Consider the following 18,698-nt stretch of genomic DNA (forward strand, 5'->3'; position numbering starts at 1 on the left):
GGATAAGGGTGCAGGGTTTCGCAGTGATCACGGGCATGATATTTGTTCTTTTATCAAGTATTGAGAGAAATACCGCGTTAACCGGACTAAATCAAGCTTAAATGTTGTAAACAAAACAACATTTCACAGTAATCACTGCGTGGCAGTGGCTGTTTGCACGGCCCCACAGTTAGGATAGGCCGCCCTGCCCGCGCCTCAAGCGCAACGGCTGCATTGGCTGACACCTGTCCCGATCATCGAGGAACCTAGATGGAACGCGTGCGTAACTTGTTGGAGCAGATCCAAAGCCGGCTCAGTGAATTAAACAAAGCCGAACGCAAAGTGGCCGAGGCCATCTTGCGCAGCCCCCAACAGGCCACCCGTTTCAGCATTGCCACCCTGGCGCAGGAGGCACAGGTCAGCGAACCTACGGTCAACCGCTTCTGCCGCTCATTTGGCGTCAGCGGCTACCCCGAATTGAAAATGCAGTTGGCGCAAAGCCTGGCCAGCGGCGCCGCCTACGTAAGCCGCGCGGTGGAAGCCGATGACGTGCCCGAGGCCTATACGCAAAAAATCTTCGGCAGCGCCATTGCTTCGCTGGACAGCGCCTGCCGCCAGCTCGACCCGCTGAAAATCAGCCGCGCCGTGGACCTATTGATTCAGGCGCGGCAAATCAACTTCTTTGGCCTTGGCGCATCGGCTTCGGTAGCGCTCGACGCGCAACATAAATTTTTCCGCTTTAACCTCGCCGTGACCGCCCATGCCGACGTGCTGATGCAACGCATGCTGGCCTCGGTGGCGCATACCGGCGATTTGTTTGTGATCATTTCCTACACCGGGCGCACCCGTGAACTGGTGGAAGTGGCGCGCGTGGCGCGCGAGAACGGCGCCTCGGTGCTTAGCCTGACCGCCGCCAACTCGCCGCTGGCCAAGACCAGCACCTTAAGCGTGGATATTCCTCTGCCGGAGGACACCGACATTTATATGCCCATGACCTCGCGGATTATTCAGCTCACCGTGTTGGACGTGCTGGCCACCGGGGTGACCTTGCGCCGTGGCGTCGACTTTCAACCGCACCTGCGCAAGATCAAAGAGAGCTTGAATGCCAGCCGCTATCCGAATGAGGATGATCCGGGCTAGCTAGTACCAAACTCCCCCCCTTTACACCGTCATTCCCGCGAAGGCGGGAATCCAGAATGTCGCGTCGTACCCATATCGCGAACTATCCAAAATTCTGGGTCCCCGCCTTCGCGGGGACGACGGGGGCTTGGAGGGAAATCGCGACAAGGGTGTGCTGTGCGCACCATGGCGTGTTCGCCGAGACCGCTTGGTACGCACGGCGTCCCCTACGTGCGTACATGCAACCTGAGCTCTGCTTTTTCCCCCGGCCCAATCGTCACACTATCTTCGCGACAACTCGCCGCCTGCACCGAGACAAACCCCAGCGCCTCATGCCAGCCGACATCCGCCAACGGCCGCGAGCCCGGGTGCCAGACCACGGTATTAGCGCCGCCAGTGGTGTCGATGACGAAGCGCCGTCGCCATAGCTGGTCGTCCAACAGCACCTGCCCTGCCCGCCGATACACGCGGTGGCAGCCATTGTCCAAACGCACGTCGGTGCTTTGCGTGAAGTCTTCACGGGCTAGCAGGTCGTAACCCTGCGCCTGTTCCAGACCACCCAGCGCCACCTGCGCCATATCGCCCACGCGCCAGTACCCATGTAGGGCATGGCTAAGCTGGCAGGGTTCGCTGTCCTGATGCTGGGTCACCAAGCGCAAGCTCAGTTCACTGCCCAGCTCGGCAAACAAATCCACCTGCCATTCACACAAGTCCAAACGCCAATGCAGGCGCACGCCTTTGGCGTCCGCTTCGTTGCTCAGCAACTCCCAATCGCTCAGCCGTGCCCAGCCATGGGAAGGCCAGCCGCTTTCGGTGGGGTGGCGGCTAAACCACGGCCAGCACACCGGCACACCGCCACGAATGGCGCCATGTTTGGGCCAACGCGCCGCGCACCATAGCCACGGCCGCTGGCCACGCGGGCGGAAATGCAATAGCTGCCCGCCCTGCCGACTGAAAACAGCCTCGCAGGTGGGGTGACTAATAAGGAAAAGGTCGCGCTCCTGATGGCGCGTCCAACTGAAAAGAGGCTTGCCAGCCCCAGCCAACAGGGCGCTCAGAGGGTTGGCCTCTGAACGCACCGGCTCGCTGGCGGCTACAAGTTGGCGGCGCGGCACGAAAGGCCTGGTTTTGCTCATGGGCCTAACAGCCACGCTCAGGCATTACTTCCACCAGTACTCGACTTGCGCACCAAAGTTGGAGCCGTGCAGGTCGGTGCCAAAGGCGCCGGTATCGGACAGGGCCGAACCCGCTGCAACCATGCTCGCCGAACGCTGTGCCGCTTCGTTCCAGCTTGCATAGGTGTAGTACAGGCGGAATTCAGGACGGGTGGTGAAACCCGGCCCCATTGGCGACCAGGTTGGCGCGATGGTGAACTTGGTCAGCTTGCGGGTGCCGTCCGGAGCTTCCACCTGGTCACGACCAATCTCGGTGACCAACTTGAAGGTGTCGGTAAGCGCATACACCGGACGCACGCCGACGGAGAGCCAGTTCTGGTCTTGACCGTCTTCACGCTTGTCCTTCTCGTACACCACTTCGAACTGGCCACCAAAGTGCTTGGTCACTTGCCAATCGAAGAATTCCACCACACGCCAGTTCTTGGCGCTGTTATCCAGGGTGGTGTCGCCGGTGTAACCCAGGCCGGTGCCTGGACCTACGCCATATTGCAGGGCCAGGGTGTTAACACCGCCGAGGAATTCTTTCTGTTTGTGCTGCACGGTTACCGAGTAACCGCTGTGTTTTTCAGCGTCGTTGTTGCTGGGCTTGTCGATGTAGCTGACGCCCAGTTGTACGGTGCCGTTGGGGTTGGTGTTAAAGCCGTCAACGTTGAAGTCATGACGGTTCACGTACGGTTTCTGGTCATAGTTGTCTTTACGCGAGAACACGTAGCTGTACTTCAAATCGCCCAACTGCACTTCGTCAAAGCCGAAGCCCGTGGCGCTCTGGTTCCAGTAGTAGAAGTCGGAGATATGGATGTCGTTTCGTTTGTAGAAACGTCGACCGGCCCAAAACGAACCGCCATTGAGCGCGGGCATATTGCTCCACTCGGCGTACATCTGGTTCATCCGTGCGAAGCCGTAGTCGCCGGTGTATTTCGGGGTTTTGTCGTATTGGTTGTAGAGCTGGGCCATGCCCTCAACGCTCAACACCGAACCGTCATCGAGCTTGAACAGATCCTGGCGCAGATCCAATTCGGTGTACTGCTCGCATTCGTTACCCAGACGATATTTGGACTTGGCGCCCTGCAGTTGGAAGCACTGCTGGCCGGAACTGTTTACCGACGTGCCAATACCGTTACGGGTGTAACCGCTGAACTCCAAGGCCTGGGCAGACCAGGGGAACATTGCCAGGGCGCACGGCAGTGCCCAGAGACCTTTCTTCATTGTGTTCATATCCACTTCACCTATTTTTATTGTTGTTTCTCTTTGGATAACTCAAACGAGGACGTACTAAAACCGCCTCCGCCAGTTGCTGCTTTTGCGGTTGCTCCACCGCATTTTTTCGCCTGGCCTTTCGGCCAGTTCCGCCTGCTTTCACAGCCCCTTTGCCAGCCAAATTGGCGAGCAACTACAAGGTGAAGAGCTTGGCCTGTACAGGAATTTTTTATTGTTGCTTTATCAAAAGCCGCAAAGAAATACCCCTAAAAAAAACCGCAATCAAGCTTTTATATTCGTACAAATAACAAAATTTACTGACTTGTACTTTCCTTCACTCGCACTGATACAAAAGCCATCGCAATGGCCTGCATAGTGAAAAAAAGCAGCCGGGCGCGAGCCAAAGAGTGCCGCGCGCCACAGCTGTAAAAACCACCTTTATGGAGTACTGCCAGCCAACAATTTCTGTTGGGTTTCTTGCCACCTAACTGAGTGGGAAAAGCACTCTCAGCGAGGCATCAAACGCGTTACCGTGCCTGCCCGTTCAGCAGGCTGCGACTTTCCCAACAGCCCCAGGCGCTCTCCGCTTTTGGCGTCGAACAGCAGGACTTTGTCCGGATCAAATTGCAGCTCCAGGGTCTCGCCCACCTTCGGCGCCATATCCGGCGCCAAGCGGCAGCACACCTTGGTTTGGTTGAGGTTGACGAACACCAGAGTGTCCGGGCCGGTGGGCTCGATGACTTCCACTTCGCTAAGGATGCTCGGCAGGTTGGAGCCGCCGGAGGCCAAGGTGATTTGCTCCGGGCGAATACCCAGGATCACTTCGCGGTTTTCCAGGCCTTCGTCCTGCATGGCCAGCGGCAGTTCGCAGCGCGCCTGGCCGGAGTCCAGCAGTGCCAGCAAACGGCCGTCGCGGCGTTGCAGGCGCAGGGGAATAAAGTTCATCGGCGGCGAACCAATAAAGCTCGCCACAAACAGGTTGGCCGGGTCGTTGTAGATCTGTTGCGGGGTGCCGAATTGCTGCACCACGCCATCCTTCATCACCGCCACTTTGTCGCCCAGGGTCATGGCTTCGATCTGGTCGTGGGTCACGTACACGGTGGTGGTTTTCAGGCGCTGGTGCATCAGCTTGATTTCGGTCCGCATCTCTACCCGCAGCTTGGCGTCGAGGTTAGACAGCGGCTCGTCAAACAGATAAATCTTTGGCCGCCGCGCCAGGGCACGACCCATGGCCACACGCTGTTGCTGACCACCGGAAAGCTGCCCCGGTTTGCGGCTCAGCAGGTGTTCGATTTGCAGCAGTTTGGCGACGCGCGACACTTCTTCTTCAATGGCCGCCGGGGCCATTTTGCGCATCTTCAAACCAAAGGCGATGTTCTCGCGCACGTTCATGGTGGGGTACAGCGCGTAGCTCTGAAACACCATGGCAATGTCGCGGTCTTTCGGACTCATGCCACTGATGTCGGCACCGTCCACCAGGATCTCGCCGCCAGTGATATTTTCCAGGCCGGCGATGCAGTTCATCAGGGTCGATTTACCGCAACCGGACGGGCCCACCAAAATCAAAAACTCGCCTGAATCGATCTTCAGCTCGATGTCTTTGAGGGTATCGGGCAGGCCAGCGCCGTAAGTCTTTTTAACGTTTTTAAGTTCGAGAGTTGCCATGTTTTACCCCTTGACCGCGCCGGCCGTGAGCCCACGCAGGAAATACTTACCCGCAACGATGTAAACCAGCAGCGTTGGCAGCCCGGCGATCATCGCCGCCGCCATATCTACGTTGTATTCCTTGGCCCCGGTGCTGGTGTTCACCAGGTTGTTGAGGGCCACCGTGATCGGTTGTGCATCGCCGCTGGCGAACACCACCCCAAAGAGGAAGTCGTTCCAGATCTGAGTGAATTGCCAGATCAGGCAAACCATGATGATCGGCACCGACATGGGCAGCAGAATCCGCCCAAAGATGGTGAAAAAGCCGGCGCCATCCAGGCGCGCTGCCTTCACCAATGCATCCGGAATGGCCACGTAATAGTTACGGAAGAACAGCGTGGTAAAGGCCATGCCGTACACCACGTGGATCAGCACCAAACCGGCGGTGGTGTTGGCCAAACCGAATTTGCCCAGGGTGAACGAGGCTGGCAGCAGCACGGTCTGGAACGGCAGGAAGCAACCGAACAGCAACAGGCCAAAGAACAACTGCGAGCCACGGAAGCGCCACATCGACAGTACGTAGCCGTTCATGGCACCGATAAAGGTGGAAATCAGCACCGCTGGCACGGTGATTTTCACCGAGTTCCAGAAGTAGCCGCCGACGATGTCCCAGGCCTTGATCCAGCCAATGCCATCGACCACTTGCGGCCAACTCAACAGGTTGCCGGTGCGAATGTCGTCCGGGCTTTTAAAGCTGGTCAGCAGCATGACCACCAACGGAATCAGGTACACCGCGGCGGCGCCAAACAACGTCAGGTAAATGGCGATGCGGCTAAGGCTGAACGAAGACTTGGCGTAGGGCCGAGCCATGGCTGGGGTGGCGATTGAATTACTCATGGCGTTTAGTCCGCAGCTCGGAATACAGGTACGGCACCAGAATGGTCAGGATCGCGCCCAGCATCAGCATGGCGCTGGCTGAACCGATGCCCATCTGGCCGCGGCTGAAGGTGAACGAATACATAAACATCGCCGGCAAATCCGAGGAGTAACCAGGACCGCCTGCGGTCATTGCCGCCACCAGGTCGAAGCTCTTGATCGAGATATGCGCGAGGATCATAAAGGCGCTGAAAAACACCGGGCGCAGGCTTGGCAGCACGATGCGCAGGTAGATGGTCGGCAGGCTGGCGCCGTCGACTTGAGCGGCGCGGATAATCGACTGATCCACACCGCGCAGACCAGCCAAAAACATCGCCATAACAAACCCTGAGGCTTGCCACACAGCGGCGATCACCAAGCAATAAACCACGCGCTCCTGATCCACCAGCCAGTCCAGGCGAAAGCCTTCCCAGCCCCAGTCGCGCAGCATTTTGTCCAAGCCCAGGCCCGGGTTAAGCAACCATTTCCAGGCCGTACCGGTGACGATCATCGACAGCGCCATCGGGTACAAATAGATGGTGCGGATAAAGCCTTCCTTGCGAATGCGCTGATCCAGCAGCACCGCGAGAAACACCCCCAACACCAGGCTGATGCCGATAAACATGCCACCGAACAACACCAGATTTTTACTGGCGACCCACCAGCGATCGTTATCCAGCAGACGCACGTATTGCTGCACGCCGACCCACTTGTAGCTCGGCATAAAGCTGGAATTGGTGAAGGAAAGGATGAACGTCCAGAGGATGTATCCGTAGAAGCCCACCAGAATCAACAGCATGCTCGGCGCTACCACCAACTTCGGTAGCCAGCGCTGCAATGCGTCGAAAGGTGAGGCTTTGTTAATTACCGCCACGGTGCACCTCAGTCATAAAGAGAAATTTCGGCCCAAACACTCCCAGCGACAGCTGCGTGAGCCGCTGTCGTTGGCAGGGTTTCGAGTAGTAAAAAGCCGCCGGCAAACCGGCGGCGGCGAACGTTACAGAGCAGCCTTGATAGCCGAAGCCATCTGCGCGCCAGCCTTGGCTGGGTCAGCGTTTTTGTCGCTCATAAAGTTGGTGACCACGTCGAAGATCGCCCCTTGTACCGCCAGGGAAGTCGCCATGTTGTGGGCCATACTTGGCTTCAAGGTGCCGGCCTTGTCGGCGGCTTTGAAGTCGGCCATAGCGGCTTGGCCACAGCTGTCGAACTTGGTCATATCCAGGTCATCACGCACCGGGATCGAACCTTTGTTCTGGTTGAACACGTACTGGAACTCAGGCTCGAGAATGATCTTGGCCACTTCGTTCTGCGCCGCGATATTGCCTGGCGTGTTGTTCTTCGCCGAGAGCTTGAACATGGCCAGCGAGTCGATGTTGTAGGTGAAGCTGCCTTGGGTACCTGGGAACGGAACACACTCGAAGTCGGTGCCGGCTTTTTTGCCTGCCGCGCTCCACTCGCTCTTGGCCCAGTCACCCATGATCTGCATACCGGCTTTGCCGTTGATGACCTTGGCTGCTTCCAGGTTCCAGTCTTGGCCAGTGCCGTCCGGGTCCATGTAACCTTGAAGTTTTTTCAGGGCCTTGAACACTTCGGTCATTTTCGCGCTGGTGAGGGTGTCTTGGTCTTGCTCGATAAAGGCTTTGGTGTAGCCGTCAGCGCCCATGATGCTCAGCACCAGGTCTTCAAACACGGTGCTGTCCTGCCATGGCTGGCCACCGTGAGCCAACGGAATCAGGCCGGCAGCCTTGAATTTCTCGGCAGCAGCGAACAATTCGTCGAGGGTAGTCGGGGCCTTTTCAACGCCGGCCTTTTTCATGGCAACCGGGTTGACCCACAGCCAGTTCACACGGTGAATGTTCACCGGTACGGCGACATAGTGATCGTCGTACTTCATGGTGTTGGCAACGGTTTTGGACAGCAGCTTGTCCCAGTTATTGGCCTTGGACACATCGTCCAGGTCAGTGAGCAAACCGAGGGCGCCCCAATCTTGCAGGTCAGGGCCTTTGATCTGTGCGGCCGATGGCGGGTTGCCAGACACGGCGCGGGTTTTCAGTACGGTCATGGCAGCGGCACCACCGCCACCGGCTACGGCGCTGTCTTTCCAGGTGTAGCCGTCTTTCTCAACCAACTTGCGCAGCACATCGATGGCTTTTGCTTCACCACCAGACGTCCACCAATGCACTACTTCTACAGTGCCTTTGGACTCTGCAGGGGCGTCGGCGGCTAGGGCGCTAAGAGGGAACAACGAGGCGAGGGAAATAACAGCGGCGAGACGATTAATCGCGTTCATCTGGTTACCTTTTTTTGTTGTTATACAAGCAAGTCGGAAGCTTGCGTTGCACGGATTCTAATCATGCAAACCACCTCGTGAAGTAACGAAGGGATGCGTAAATGTCACTGGCCGGTTACATAGCCGGTGACGATGTAGAAAGCTCGACCAGCGCAGCCGTGAGGCTAGGCGCCAAGGGCACTTGCGGCAGTAGCACGGCTTGATAGGCGTGGTACAGATCGGGCTTGCCAGCCCAAATACTGGCGGCAGGTTTGTTGTCGGTATCCAACTCGTGATGCCAACTGCCCTGCACGTAATCCATAAAGTGACGCTCGATAAAATCCCAGAAGCGCCGGTACCAGACCTCGTAGCGTTGCGCCCCGGTGCGCTTAAGAAGCGCCGCAGCCGTGGCACTGGCCTCGGCGTGTACCCAATGCAAACGGGCGCGCACTACGGGTTGGTTTTGCCAATCGAGGGTGTAGACCAAACCCGGCGCGCCATCGACATTCCAGGCATAACGACAGGCGCTGTCGAACAGGCCATTGGCGTCGTGCAGCAACCAATCGGGCGCGGCAAACCCGGCGCGCTGCAAAGCGGCTTCCAAGTGCAACACCAGGCGTGCCCACTCGAACGCGTGGCCCGGCGTGGTGCCATAGGGGCGGAAACCATCGGCCGGATTGTCGGCGTTGTAATCGAGTTGCGGCTGCCACTGACGGTCGAAATGCTCGATGACGGCGAAGTCGTTAGCCGCCGCGTGGCCATGGATCAGGCGCTCGACAATCTGCAGCGCGCGCTCCAGCCAACGGCTGTCGCCTGTGGCATCCGCGAGGGCGAGGAACGCTTCGGTGCCATGCATATTGCTGTTGGCGCCGCGATAACGTTCTTCTTCGCTCCAATCGCGCGAGAAGGACTCGCGTAAGGCGCCCTCCTCTTCATTCCAGAAATGCTGGTCGATGATCTGCGTCGCTTGCGCCAGTAACTCTTGGGCGTTAGTAGCACCGGCTTGCACTGCGGAGCTGGCGGCCAAAGCAACAAACGCATGCAGGTAAGCGGCTTTACCGGTGTTGCCATCGCGGTGCTCGGCCACTGCGTACCAGCCACCGTGCTCGGCGTCGCGTAATGGGCCAAGTAATGCCGCCACGCCGTGCTCAACCAGCTCCAGGCAACCGGGAATGCCTTGCACATGCGCCATGGCAAAGCTGTGGGTCATACGGGTGGTGTTCATGGTTTCGGCAATGGCATCGGCTTGCAGTCGGCCGCTGGCATCGAGGTTGGCAAAGCCTTGCGGCACTTTCGAGGCCTTGGCAAAGGACAACAGACGCAAGCCTTCGGTTTGTAGCCATTGCTGGTGAACGGGAGCGTGAAGCCAGCTGCCGAATGAGAAAGGGGTGGTATCGCCGGTCATGAGCGGTCCTTGTTCAACATTATTTTTGTTCGTACGGCGTTCTTGTGAATGCGGCGAATTTTACCCAGCGTCAGAGTGGGAAAGCGGCATTCGGTTTCCAGAAAAGTGTCACTAGGTTGTGACAAACCTGCTGGCTAGAGCCCTTTGCAGCTGTTTACAGGGGGCGGCGGAGCGATCCTAGCCGTGTCATCGCGAACGTCACTGTTTTCTTCTGAGCGATCCTACAGCCGTGAAAGCAGGCTTTTTTTAACCTAGACCGATAATTCCTCAATTCGAGTCGGTCATGAATAAGCGCTGTTTCCGCCTGATATTTAGCAAGCCGCTTGGCTTCCTTATTCCCGTCGCGGAAACTACCTGTGCTCAGCGCAAGCCTGGGCAACAACAAGGGCACAGCCCTATTGCCAATCCGCCTGCGTGGTCGCTCAAGCGCCTGGTGTTGTCATTGCTATTGGCCGGCGTGCCGGGCTGGGCGGCGGCGGACATTCTGGTTGACCCAACAACGCCCGCGGGTAGCACCCACGTCATTAGCGCTGGCAACGGCGTGCCGGTTATCGAGATCGCTAACCCCAATGCCAAGGGCCTTTCCCACAACCGTTTCAGCGAATTCGATGTGCAACAGCCCGGCGTTATCTACAACAACAGCCGCGTTAACGGCGTTAGCCAACTGGGCGGCGCGGTGTTGCTTAACCCCAACTTGCAGCGCACCGCCACGGCGATTTTGACTGAAGTTACCGGCAACAAACCCAGCTCGCTTGCCGGCACCTTGGAAGTGTTTGGCGACAAGGCCGATCTGCTGATTGCCAACCGGTGAGTCGCTGGGGAAATCACCAATTGCCTCTGGCATTGATGCCAGCGTAATCAAGGGGGTAAACAAATTGACCGGGTGGTACGACTTCGCTGTGTTAGCGAGTGATCCGAGGACTGTTTTCATTAATAAAAACGAAGATCCCCGCTACGGTCATACGTCGATAACACGTGGCAAGCCGGTATTACTGGCTGGCGAAATCATGTTTGACGACAGCTCCAACATCGCGGTGTGGACCAACAAGTCCGGTCACTACGAGGTAGGGTCCCATCTGCCGAGCAAGGCCAGGAGTGAAAATAAACCCGAACTCAATTCGCCGGAAAGCCATCGGGCGTATATCAACTCCCGGGTCCCGGTGATTGATGGTCTCCCCCTCCTGCCACCGCATTTACTGGAGTTGTGGGACGGCGAGCTTTGACGCGAGGACTCAAGGACTGAGGCGTGAATACGCAGTAAAAAGCCCGCTCGGCGGGCTTTTTACTGCGTGACGATAACGCTGAGAAAATGACGCAGGTCTCACGAGATGTGTGACTGCTAGTCCACAGGTCTGGGTAGATAAAGCGTCACTCGCAACCCACCTTCGCGCAGATTCTGCAAAGTCACCTCACCCCCATGGCTATGGGCAATATTGCGTGCAATCCCCAACCCCAAGCCATATCCCTGCTGCTTGCCTGCCAAGCGAAAGTGCGGCTCGAACACCTGTTCCAACCGCTGCTCTGGAACCCCCGGGCCTTCGTCATCGACATGCAGGACAAACGCCGTGTCGTTGTCTTCGATATGCAGATGCGCTTTGTTGCCGTATTTGAGGGCATTGTCGATCAGGTTACCCATGCAGCGCCGCAACGCCAGTGGCTTGCCGGGATAGGCCGCCAGTGCTCGGCCATCCAGGCTAACCCGCCCATTCCCTTGCGGTGGCAGGTACGGTTCGATCAGGCAATCGAGCGCCAGGTTAAGGTCTACCGGCTCGATGTTTTCGTGAATGTCGGTGTCTTTCACACACTGCAAGGCGCCTTTGACCAGCATCTCCAGGTCATCCAGGTCGCGGCCGAATTTGGCTTGGACTTTTTCGTCTTCCAGCAGCTCCACACGTAAACGCAAACGCGTGATCGGTGTGCGCAGGTCGTGGGAAATGGCGCTAAACAATTGGCTGCGTTCAATCAGGTAGCGGCTGATGCGCTCACGCATGGCGTTAAACGCCCGCCCTACTTCCACCACTTCGCTACCACCGCCCTCCGCCACCGGGCGCACCTCGGCAGCCCCCAGCGACATATCTCGCGCCGCCCGCGCCAAGCGCTTGAGCGGCCGGCTTTGCCAGTGCACCAGCACGCCAATAAAGAACAGCAGAAAGCCGCTGGTGAGAATGATGAACCACACCTGCTGCGCCGGTAGCCCCTCTTCTTCCAGGCTGGTGTAGGGCTCGGGCAACAGCGAGGCGATATACAGCCATTCGCCCGGGGCCATTTGAATTTGCGTAACCAGTACCGGCGGTTTCACCGGCTCCAGGGTCAGTGCGTAGTGGGCCCAGGAGCGCGGCAGTTCTTCCAGCTTGAGGCCGCCGTTAAAGATGCGCAGGTCGTCGGGGGCAACAAAGGTCACCAGAATGTCGACGTTACTACCCATGGCTTCGCGCAGCACGTCGTGCACAGCTTCGAGTACTGCGGTTTTGCGCGGTGTGGGCGGCAGCACCTGCATATCCAGGGGTTTGTCGTTGAGGGTGACGACAAAACGGGTGCCGCCCATGCTGCGCAATTGGTCGAGCACCAGCGGTCGGTAGGCCAAGGGCAAAGAGCGCAAGTAGCTAACGCTGGCGGACATGGAGTGCGCCAGGCTGCGCGCACTGGTGACCAACCCTTCCAACTGCGTAGCACGCAGTTGCGACAGCCAGATCACGCTGGAAAGACTCTGCGCCATCAGCACCGCCAACAAGGTCAGGAGCAACATGCGCCCGAGCAATGAGCGCGGCACCGGCACCCAACCAAACCAGCGCTGGTACCAGGGTTTGGGCGCGGCTGGCGGGCTAGACAGCATTGTGCGGCGTCACCTGGGCCGCCAGCAGATAGCCGGAGCCGCGCACGGTGCGGATCAGCCGCGGCGCTTTGCCGGTGTCGCGCAAACGCTGGCGCAAACGGCTGACGGCCATATCGACAATACGGTCGAGCGGCATCGGTTCGCGACCACGGGTGGCGTTGCCGATGGTGTCGCGGTCGAGGATTTGCTGCGGGTGGTCAAGAAACAGTTTGAGCAGGGCAAAGTCGGCGCCGGACAGAAACACTTCTTCGCCGTCGAGGTGGAACAGGCGATGGCTGACCATATCCAGGCGCCATTCATCAAAGGCCAGCACTTCCACGCGGCTGCGCTCCTGGCCGAATTGGGCGCGGCGCAACAGGGCTTTGATCCGCGCTTGCAGCTCGCGCGGGCTAAAGGGTTTGCCGAGGTAGTCGTCGGCGCCCAGTTCCAGGCCGATTACACGATCGGCTTCGTCTGAGCTGGCGGTCAGCATAATGATCGGCACTTGGGCCAGGCGCGGGTGTTGGCGCACCCAACGGCAAAGGCTAAAGCCGTCTTCGTCGGGCAGCATCACATCCAGAATCAGCAGGTCGGCGCTCTCCTCGCCCAGCGCGGCGCGAAAGTCGGCACCGTCGCCGACGGTGCGTACATGGAAACCGGCGCGGCTTAAGTAGGCTTCCAGCAGCTCGCGAATTTCCTGATCGTCATCCACCAACAGGATGGATTTTCCGCTCTGGCTCAAGGGGCCTTCCTTATCTTCTTTATTGGTTTAGAGGGCACTTCGATGGGTCTGCTTAGGATGAGTTCAGCCGGGGATTCTAACCCCTACGCGCTGCTCGGCGATTTGACGCTGTTCAATCACTTGCTGCAACGCCACGCCGGCACCGGTCAGGCCTGGGTATTCGGCGGTCACCAACCACACCGGCACATCGACCATGTACTTGCTCATCGGGCCTTTTTCGGCGAAGCAGCGGGCAAAACCGCTGCGCAAGAATAGCTCGGTGAAGCGCGGCACGATGCCGCCGACGATATACACGCCACCGCGCCCGCCGAGGGTGAGCACGTTATTGCCGGCCACCCGCCCGAGCCAACTGGAGAATTGGTCAATCACGGCGATGGCCACTTCATCACCGGCTAAAGCGGCGGTAGTGATTTCGGCTGGCGAGGCCAGGGTTTCGGCATGGCCATCCAGCGCGCACAAGGCGCGATACAGCAGCAGCAAACCGCCGCCACTCAACACATCTTCGGCGCGGATATGGCCGTTGAGTTGATACAACTGCTGCCACAGCGCTGCTTCGCGCGGTGTCCCGATGGGCAAATCAACATGCCCGCCCTCGCCCGGCAAGGCTTGCCAGCTGCCATCTGCGGCACCCAGCAAGGTGCCGACGCCCAGGCCAGTGCCCGGCCCAACCACCACCGCCGGACGATGGGCTTCGGCTGAACCTGGGCAGACCTCAACGCGCTCATGGTCTTGCAAGCGCGTCATGCCCAAGGCCATGGCCGAGAAGTCGTTGATCAGCAGCAACTCGTCCACCTGCAAGTCGCGGCAGAAGGCCGAGCGGCTCAAGCGCCAGTGGTTGTTGGTGAAAACAAACAAATCGCCGCTCACCGGACCGGCACAGGCCAGGCACACCGCATGAATCGCACCGGGCGCCAAGCCGAGGCCGGCGAGGTAGGCCAGAATGGCTTGCTCAACGCCGGGATAATCCGCCGTGGCTAGCACCTGCACCGACTCCAATCCGTTATCGCGCCACAGCGCAAAACGCGCGTTGGTGCCGCCGATATCGCCAACCAAGGCTAACTTCATTTCAACCCTTCCAAACTGCTAGTAAAGGCGCTCGCTCCCTGCTCGGCAGTGCTGAACGAGGCGCGCATAAAGGCAAACAATTCACGCCCGGTGCCAAAGGCAACAGGCAGGCCCTGGGCGTTTTCCCGCGCGGCCAATTCCGCCGCCTCTACCAGAACCTTAAGCTCGCCCTTGGTTCCATCAACACGCACGATATCGCCATCGCGCACGCGCGCCAGCGGGCCGCCGTCGAAGGCTTCCGGGCAGACATGAATGGCGGCCGGGATCTTACCCGAGGCGCCCGACATACGGCCATCGGTGACCAGCGCCACTTTAAAACCACGGTCCTGCAATACGCCGAGGTACGGGGTCATTTTGTGCAACTCGGGCATGCCGTTGCTGCGCGGGCCCTGGAAACGCACCACAGCCACAAAGTCCCTCTCCAACTCGCCGGCCTGAAAGGCATCGGCCAGCTCTTGCTGGTCGTGGAACACCCGCGCGGGCGCTTCAACAATCTGGTGTTCCAAGGCCACAGCAGAAACCTTCATCACGCCGCGCCCGAGGTTGCCATCCATCACGCGCAGGCCGCCCTCTGGCGAGAACGGGTTGGCCAGCGGGCGCAGAATACTTTCGTCGAGGCTTTTGCTCGGGCCATCACGCCAGACCAATTTGCCGTCATCGAGAAACGGCTCCTGGGTGTAACGGCGCAGGCCTTTGCCGACCACGGTGTGAACATCTTCATGCAGCAAGCCGCCATCAAGCAGTTCGCGAATAAGGAAGGCCATGCCGCCAGCGGCCTGGAAATGGTTGATGTCCGATTTTCCGTTGGGGTAAACGTGGGCCATGGTCGGCACCACTTCCGAAAGGTCAGCCATGTCCTGCCAGGTCAGCAGAATGCCAGCGGAGCGGGCAATGGCCGGCATATGCAGGGTGTGGTTGCTGGAACCGCCGGTGGCATGCAAGGCAACGATGGAGTTGACCAGCACCTTCTCATCCACCAACTCACCGAGCATCACCAGGTTGCCGGACTGCTGGGTAAGGCGGGTGACTTGCTGCGCGGCTTCGCGGGTCAGGGCATCGCGCAGTGGCGTGTACGGGTTAACAAACGAGGCGCCCGGCAGGTGCAGGCCCATCACTTCCATCAACAACTGGTTGGTATTGGCGGTGCCGTAAAAGGTGCAGGTGCCGGGGCCGTGGTAGGCCTTCATTTCCGATTCAAGCAATTCGTCGCGGGTGGCTTTGCCTTCGGCGTAGCGCTGGCGGACTTCGGCTTTTTCCTTGTTGGACGAGCCGGTGGTCATCGGCCCACCCGGTACAAACAAGATCGGCAGGTGACCAAAACGCAGGGCGCCCATCATCAGGCCCGGCACGATTTTGTCGCAGATACCTAAGCACAACGCGGCGTCGAACATATTGTGCGAGAGCGCCACGGCGGTAGACATGGCGATGGTTTCGCGGCTGGCGATACCAATTTCCATGCCCGGCTCACCCTGGGTAACGCCGTCACACATGGCCGGTACGCCACCGGCAAATTGGCCAACCGAGCCAATGTCCCGTAGGGCTTGTTTGATTTGATCGGGGTAATGCTCGTACGGCTGGTGGGCAGAAAGCATGTCGTTGTAGGCGGAAATAATCGCCACGTTGGCTGAATCCATCAGCCGCAGGCGCTGTTTGTCTTCGCCGCTACAGGCGGCAACGCCGTGGGCAAAGTTGGCGCATTGATGCTTGGCGCGGGCCGGACCATCGGAGGCCGCCGCATGAATCATCTTCAGATAATGCTCACGGGTGGCGCGGCTGCGGGCAATCAAACGCTCTGTAACTTCTACGACACGGGGATGCATATCATCGGCTCCAGCAAGGCGTAATTTTTATATAAAACAAAATTTCATCGGAATATCGGCTTGGTTTTTTATATTACCGAGCATAATCTTGTAATTCCAACAACAAAAACCAGATTCGGTGATTCCATGACACTGCGTATCGCAATCAACGGCTTTGGCCGCATCGGCCGCAACATTCTGCGCGCCCTGTACACCCAGGACTACCGCCAGCAAATTCAGGTGGTCGCCATCAACGACCTCGGCGACAGCGCCATCAATGCCCACCTGTTGAAGTACGACAGCGTGCACGGCATTTTTGACGGCACGGTTGAGGCGCAATCGGACGCGCTGCTGGTTAACGGTGACCGCATTACCGTGACCGCTGTGCGTAACCCCGCCGACCTGCCCTGGCACGAGCAGCAAATCGACATCGTGTTCGAGTGCACCGGCCTGTTTACTGACCGCGATAAAGCTGCGGCGCATCTCTCTGCCGGCGCCAAGAAGGTGATTATCTCCGCCCCGGCCAAAGGCGCCGATGCCACCATCGTCTACGGCGTTAACCACGATGTACTGCGCCAATCCCACCAAGTGATTTCCAGCGCCTCCTGCACTACCAACTGCCTGGCGCCGATTGCCCAGGTGCTGCACCGTGAACTGGGCATCGAAAACGGCTTGATGACCACCATTCACGCCTACACCAACGATCAGAATCTTTCTGACGTCTACCACAGCGACCCGTACCGCGCGCGCTCGGCCACACAATCGATGATCCCGACCAAAACCGGCGCCGCCGAAGCCGTGGGCCTGGTGTTGCCGGAACTGGCGGGCAAGCTCACCGGCATGGCCGTGCGGGTGCCGGTGATCAACGTGTCGTTGGTGGATTTAACCCTAGAACTAAAACAAGCGGTCAGCGCGGAAACGGTCAATGCGCTCATGCTGTCCGCCAGCAGCCAGTCGCCGATTCTGGGCTACAACGCCTTGCCGTTGGTGTCCCATGACTTCAACCACAACCCGCTCTCCTCCATCTTCGACGCCAACCACACCAAAACCAACGGCAAGCTGCTCAAGGTATTGGCCTGGTACGACAACGAATGGGGGTTCTCCAACCGCATGCTCGACAACGCCTTGGCCCTGCGGGATGCGCCGTGAGCCGAGTGCCGTTTACCAGCGCGCAGTTACCGGCGCGCAAACGTATTGCCTTGGTGGCGCACGATCACTGCAAAGAGTTTTTGCTCGACTGGAGCGAACGCCACCGCGAGCGCTTAGCCCAGCATGAACTGATCGCCACCGGCACCACCGGCTTGCTGCTGACGCGGCGGTTGAAACTGCCAGTGGAAAGCATGATCAGCGGTCCCTTGGGCGGCGACCAACAAATCGGCGCGCGCATCGCCGAACGCCGGGTCGATCTACTGGTGTTCTTTTGGGACCCGTTTGAACAGCAACCCCACGACCCGGATATCAAAGCACTGCTGCGGGTAGCAGCGGTATGGAACATTCCCGTGGCCTGCAACGAAAGCAGTGCCGATTACCTGCTCAGCAGCCCGTTGTTGCAGCAAGAACATGCCCATCGGGTGCCGGATTACGCGAGTTATCTCGCGGCCAGAAGCTAACCGGAAAAACGGTTTCCGACGTCTGCCCTGCAGCCTGGATTCCCGCCTACGCGGGAATGACGGGGGTGTAAGGAAGGTCTCGGTCATCCCCGCCTAAACGGAATGACGGTGCGGCATGAATACTCCCCGTCGTCCCCGCGCAGGCGAGGACCCAGAATGCCGCTGACAACCGCGCTCGCTTGAGCAATCCAGAGTTGCGCCTGCGCAGGAATAACGGGAAGCAAGATTGAGATCTCCGTCATTCCCGCGCAGGCGGGAATGCAGATTTGTCGGCCTCATCGCAATGGCGCGCCGGACCCACAGCATGATTGCGCTTAAACACGTCCTCCCCCATCGCCGCAATCTGCCCCTCAATCAACGCCTCAAACGGTCGCAGCAATTCACCGAATTGGCGCGGCGCTTCGAGGCTGTCGAGCGCCTGCACAATGGCTTCAATGGTCGACAACGCGCCCGCCATCGGCGCTTTGCGCAAGCGGTAGCGCGACACGCCGCCTTCGGCCAGCGTCACCCGTGGCAAGGTTGCCAGTAGCGGGTTCATATGCAGCAACTTAGCGGCCTTGCGCCAGGTGCCATCCGGCACCACCAATTGCAGCGGCATATCACTCGGCAGTGACGCCAACGGCTGCGCGCCCTCACCTGGAAACAGCAGGCAGCTCTGGTAGCCGGGGCGCTCAAGCCAGCCCTGCAATTCCGCGAACACTTCGCCCACGCATAGCTCAGCATTGACCAAGCCAAGAGCGGCCAAGCGCGCAGTGTTCAAGGCATGTTTGACTTCACTGGGGTGCTGCAGAATCAACACGCGGGTGCGGCTGTCCAGGCTGGGAATCAGCGCGCATAAGCAATGGCTGAGCGGGCGGCAACAACGGCGGCATAGCGGGCGGGACATGCGGGGCTCCTTGAGCGCGCAAGTCTGCCAGCAATCGGGTTTCCATGCCTAATCCGTAGGGTGTGCTGTGCGCACCAATGC

At 59.0% G+C, this 18,698-nt stretch carries 17 protein-coding genes; 5 read left to right on the plus strand and 12 right to left on the minus strand.

The features are described from left to right. Positions 1-258: 258 nt before the first annotated feature. A complete protein-coding gene (locus AAAB16_RS03305) occupies positions 259-1,119 on the plus strand; it encodes a MurR/RpiR family transcriptional regulator (protein ID WP_177411386.1) in 861 nt (286 codons plus the stop codon). A 206-nt stretch (positions 1,120-1,325) separates the two neighbouring features. On the opposite strand, the gene AAAB16_RS03310 is transcribed toward AAAB16_RS03305, so the two are convergent. The 7 genes from AAAB16_RS03310 to AAAB16_RS03340 all read right to left on the minus strand — a co-directional run bounded on the left by AAAB16_RS03310 (position 1,326) and on the right by AAAB16_RS03340 (position 9,703). Continuing rightward, positions 1,326-2,234 (minus strand): D-hexose-6-phosphate mutarotase, encoded by a 909-nt coding sequence (locus AAAB16_RS03310; RefSeq protein ID WP_340662051.1) that lies wholly within the window; start codon positions 2,232-2,234, stop codon positions 1,326-1,328. A gap of 24 nt (positions 2,235-2,258) precedes the next feature. Continuing rightward, on the minus strand, positions 2,259-3,479 hold the full coding sequence (locus AAAB16_RS03315) for a carbohydrate porin (protein WP_340662064.1): 1,221 nt from the start codon (positions 3,477-3,479) through the stop codon (positions 2,259-2,261). 498 nt (positions 3,480-3,977) lie between these two features. Continuing rightward, positions 3,978-5,135, minus strand: coding sequence for a sn-glycerol-3-phosphate ABC transporter ATP-binding protein UgpC (locus AAAB16_RS03320; RefSeq protein ID WP_340662052.1), 1,158 nt, complete (start codon positions 5,133-5,135; stop codon positions 3,978-3,980). A gap of 3 nt (positions 5,136-5,138) precedes the next feature. Next, positions 5,139-5,984, minus strand: coding sequence for a carbohydrate ABC transporter permease (locus AAAB16_RS03325; protein ID WP_110617899.1), 846 nt, complete (start codon positions 5,982-5,984; stop codon positions 5,139-5,141). Positions 5,985-6,003: 19 nt separating this feature from the next. After that, on the minus strand, positions 6,004-6,915 hold the full coding sequence (locus tag AAAB16_RS03330; RefSeq protein ID WP_110617776.1) for a carbohydrate ABC transporter permease: 912 nt from the start codon (positions 6,913-6,915) through the stop codon (positions 6,004-6,006). 111 nt (positions 6,916-7,026) lie between these two features. Next, entirely contained in the window at positions 7,027-8,319 is a 1,293-nt protein-coding gene (locus AAAB16_RS03335) for an ABC transporter substrate-binding protein (RefSeq protein ID WP_340662053.1), read from the minus strand. Between the two features lie 115 nt (positions 8,320-8,434). Next, positions 8,435-9,703, minus strand: a complete 1,269-nt coding sequence (locus AAAB16_RS03340) for an AGE family epimerase/isomerase (protein WP_340662054.1) — start codon at positions 9,701-9,703, stop codon at positions 8,435-8,437. A gap of 283 nt (positions 9,704-9,986) precedes the next feature. Between AAAB16_RS03340 and AAAB16_RS03345 the strand changes: the two genes are divergently transcribed. Then, positions 9,987-10,514, plus strand: coding sequence for a filamentous hemagglutinin N-terminal domain-containing protein (locus tag AAAB16_RS03345; protein ID WP_340662055.1), 528 nt, complete (start codon positions 9,987-9,989; stop codon positions 10,512-10,514). Then, the gene (locus AAAB16_RS03350; protein WP_340662056.1) at positions 10,501-10,926 is read left to right on the plus strand and encodes a hypothetical protein; all 426 of its coding nucleotides are present in this window, start codon (positions 10,501-10,503) and stop codon (positions 10,924-10,926) included. Before AAAB16_RS03345 ends, AAAB16_RS03350 begins: the two co-directional genes overlap by 14 nt. Positions 10,927-11,042: 116 nt before the next feature. Here the strand turns inward: AAAB16_RS03350 and AAAB16_RS03355 are convergent, their stop codons facing one another. The 4 genes from AAAB16_RS03355 to edd form a co-directional block, all read right to left on the minus strand. Beyond that, positions 11,043-12,536 carry an ATP-binding protein gene (locus AAAB16_RS03355; protein ID WP_340662057.1) on the minus strand — a complete coding sequence of 498 codons (1,494 nt, stop codon included), beginning with the start codon at positions 12,534-12,536 and terminating at the stop codon, positions 11,043-11,045. After that, positions 12,526-13,257, minus strand: a complete 732-nt coding sequence (locus AAAB16_RS03360) for a response regulator transcription factor (RefSeq protein ID WP_340662058.1) — start codon at positions 13,255-13,257, stop codon at positions 12,526-12,528. Before AAAB16_RS03360 ends, AAAB16_RS03355 begins: the two co-directional genes overlap by 11 nt. A gap of 63 nt (positions 13,258-13,320) precedes the next feature. After that, on the minus strand, positions 13,321-14,322 hold the full coding sequence (locus AAAB16_RS03365) for a glucokinase (protein WP_340662059.1): 1,002 nt from the start codon (positions 14,320-14,322) through the stop codon (positions 13,321-13,323). Beyond that, entirely contained in the window at positions 14,319-16,142 is a 1,824-nt protein-coding gene (gene edd / locus AAAB16_RS03370; protein ID WP_340662060.1) for a phosphogluconate dehydratase, read from the minus strand. Before edd ends, AAAB16_RS03365 begins: the two co-directional genes overlap by 4 nt. Before the next feature lie 126 nt (positions 16,143-16,268). Here edd and gap point away from each other — a divergent pair, with 126 nt between their 5' ends. Together gap and AAAB16_RS03380 are read left to right on the plus strand one after the other, a co-directional pair. Next, positions 16,269-17,270, plus strand: coding sequence for a type I glyceraldehyde-3-phosphate dehydrogenase (gene gap, locus AAAB16_RS03375; RefSeq protein ID WP_340662061.1), 1,002 nt, complete (start codon positions 16,269-16,271; stop codon positions 17,268-17,270). Continuing rightward, on the plus strand, positions 17,267-17,731 hold the full coding sequence (locus tag AAAB16_RS03380; protein ID WP_340662062.1) for a methylglyoxal synthase: 465 nt from the start codon (positions 17,267-17,269) through the stop codon (positions 17,729-17,731). The genes gap and AAAB16_RS03380 overlap by 4 nt, the downstream gene beginning before the upstream one ends. A 238-nt stretch (positions 17,732-17,969) precedes the next feature. Here AAAB16_RS03380 and AAAB16_RS03385 read toward each other — a convergent pair whose 3' ends face one another. Further along, positions 17,970-18,617 carry a DTW domain-containing protein gene (locus AAAB16_RS03385; RefSeq protein WP_340662063.1) on the minus strand — a complete coding sequence of 216 codons (648 nt, stop codon included), beginning with the start codon at positions 18,615-18,617 and terminating at the stop codon, positions 17,970-17,972. Positions 18,618-18,698 lie beyond the last annotated feature (81 nt).

This window comes from Pseudomonas sp. (assembly GCF_037994325.1).
In the GTDB taxonomy this organism is placed as follows: Bacteria; Pseudomonadota; Gammaproteobacteria; order Pseudomonadales; family Pseudomonadaceae; genus Aquipseudomonas.

What these genes read in the sequence shown, in the direction of transcription:
- AAAB16_RS03340 (WP_340662054.1), bottom strand. Translation starts at nt 9,703, where the DNA reads ATGACCGGCGATACCACCCCTTTCTCATTCGGCAGCTGGCTTCACGCT.
- edd (WP_340662060.1), bottom strand. Translation starts at nt 16,142, where the DNA reads ATGCATCCCCGTGTCGTAGAAGTTACAGAGCGTTTGATTGCCCGCAGC.
- AAAB16_RS03365 (WP_340662059.1), bottom strand. Translation starts at nt 14,322, where the DNA reads ATGAAGTTAGCCTTGGTTGGCGATATCGGCGGCACCAACGCGCGTTTT.
- AAAB16_RS03335 (WP_340662053.1), bottom strand. Translation starts at nt 8,319, where the DNA reads ATGAACGCGATTAATCGTCTCGCCGCTGTTATTTCCCTCGCCTCGTTG.
- AAAB16_RS03355 (WP_340662057.1), bottom strand. Translation starts at nt 12,536, where the DNA reads ATGCTGTCTAGCCCGCCAGCCGCGCCCAAACCCTGGTACCAGCGCTGG.
- gap (WP_340662061.1), top strand. Translation starts at nt 16,269, where the DNA reads ATGACACTGCGTATCGCAATCAACGGCTTTGGCCGCATCGGCCGCAAC.
- AAAB16_RS03315 (WP_340662064.1), bottom strand. Translation starts at nt 3,479, where the DNA reads ATGAAGAAAGGTCTCTGGGCACTGCCGTGCGCCCTGGCAATGTTCCCC.
- AAAB16_RS03325 (WP_110617899.1), bottom strand. Translation starts at nt 5,984, where the DNA reads ATGGCTCGGCCCTACGCCAAGTCTTCGTTCAGCCTTAGCCGCATCGCC.
- AAAB16_RS03310 (WP_340662051.1), bottom strand. Translation starts at nt 2,234, where the DNA reads ATGAGCAAAACCAGGCCTTTCGTGCCGCGCCGCCAACTTGTAGCCGCC.
- AAAB16_RS03345 (WP_340662055.1), top strand. Translation starts at nt 9,987, where the DNA reads ATGAATAAGCGCTGTTTCCGCCTGATATTTAGCAAGCCGCTTGGCTTC.
- AAAB16_RS03320 (WP_340662052.1), bottom strand. Translation starts at nt 5,135, where the DNA reads ATGGCAACTCTCGAACTTAAAAACGTTAAAAAGACTTACGGCGCTGGC.
- AAAB16_RS03385 (WP_340662063.1), bottom strand. Translation starts at nt 18,617, where the DNA reads ATGTCCCGCCCGCTATGCCGCCGTTGTTGCCGCCCGCTCAGCCATTGC.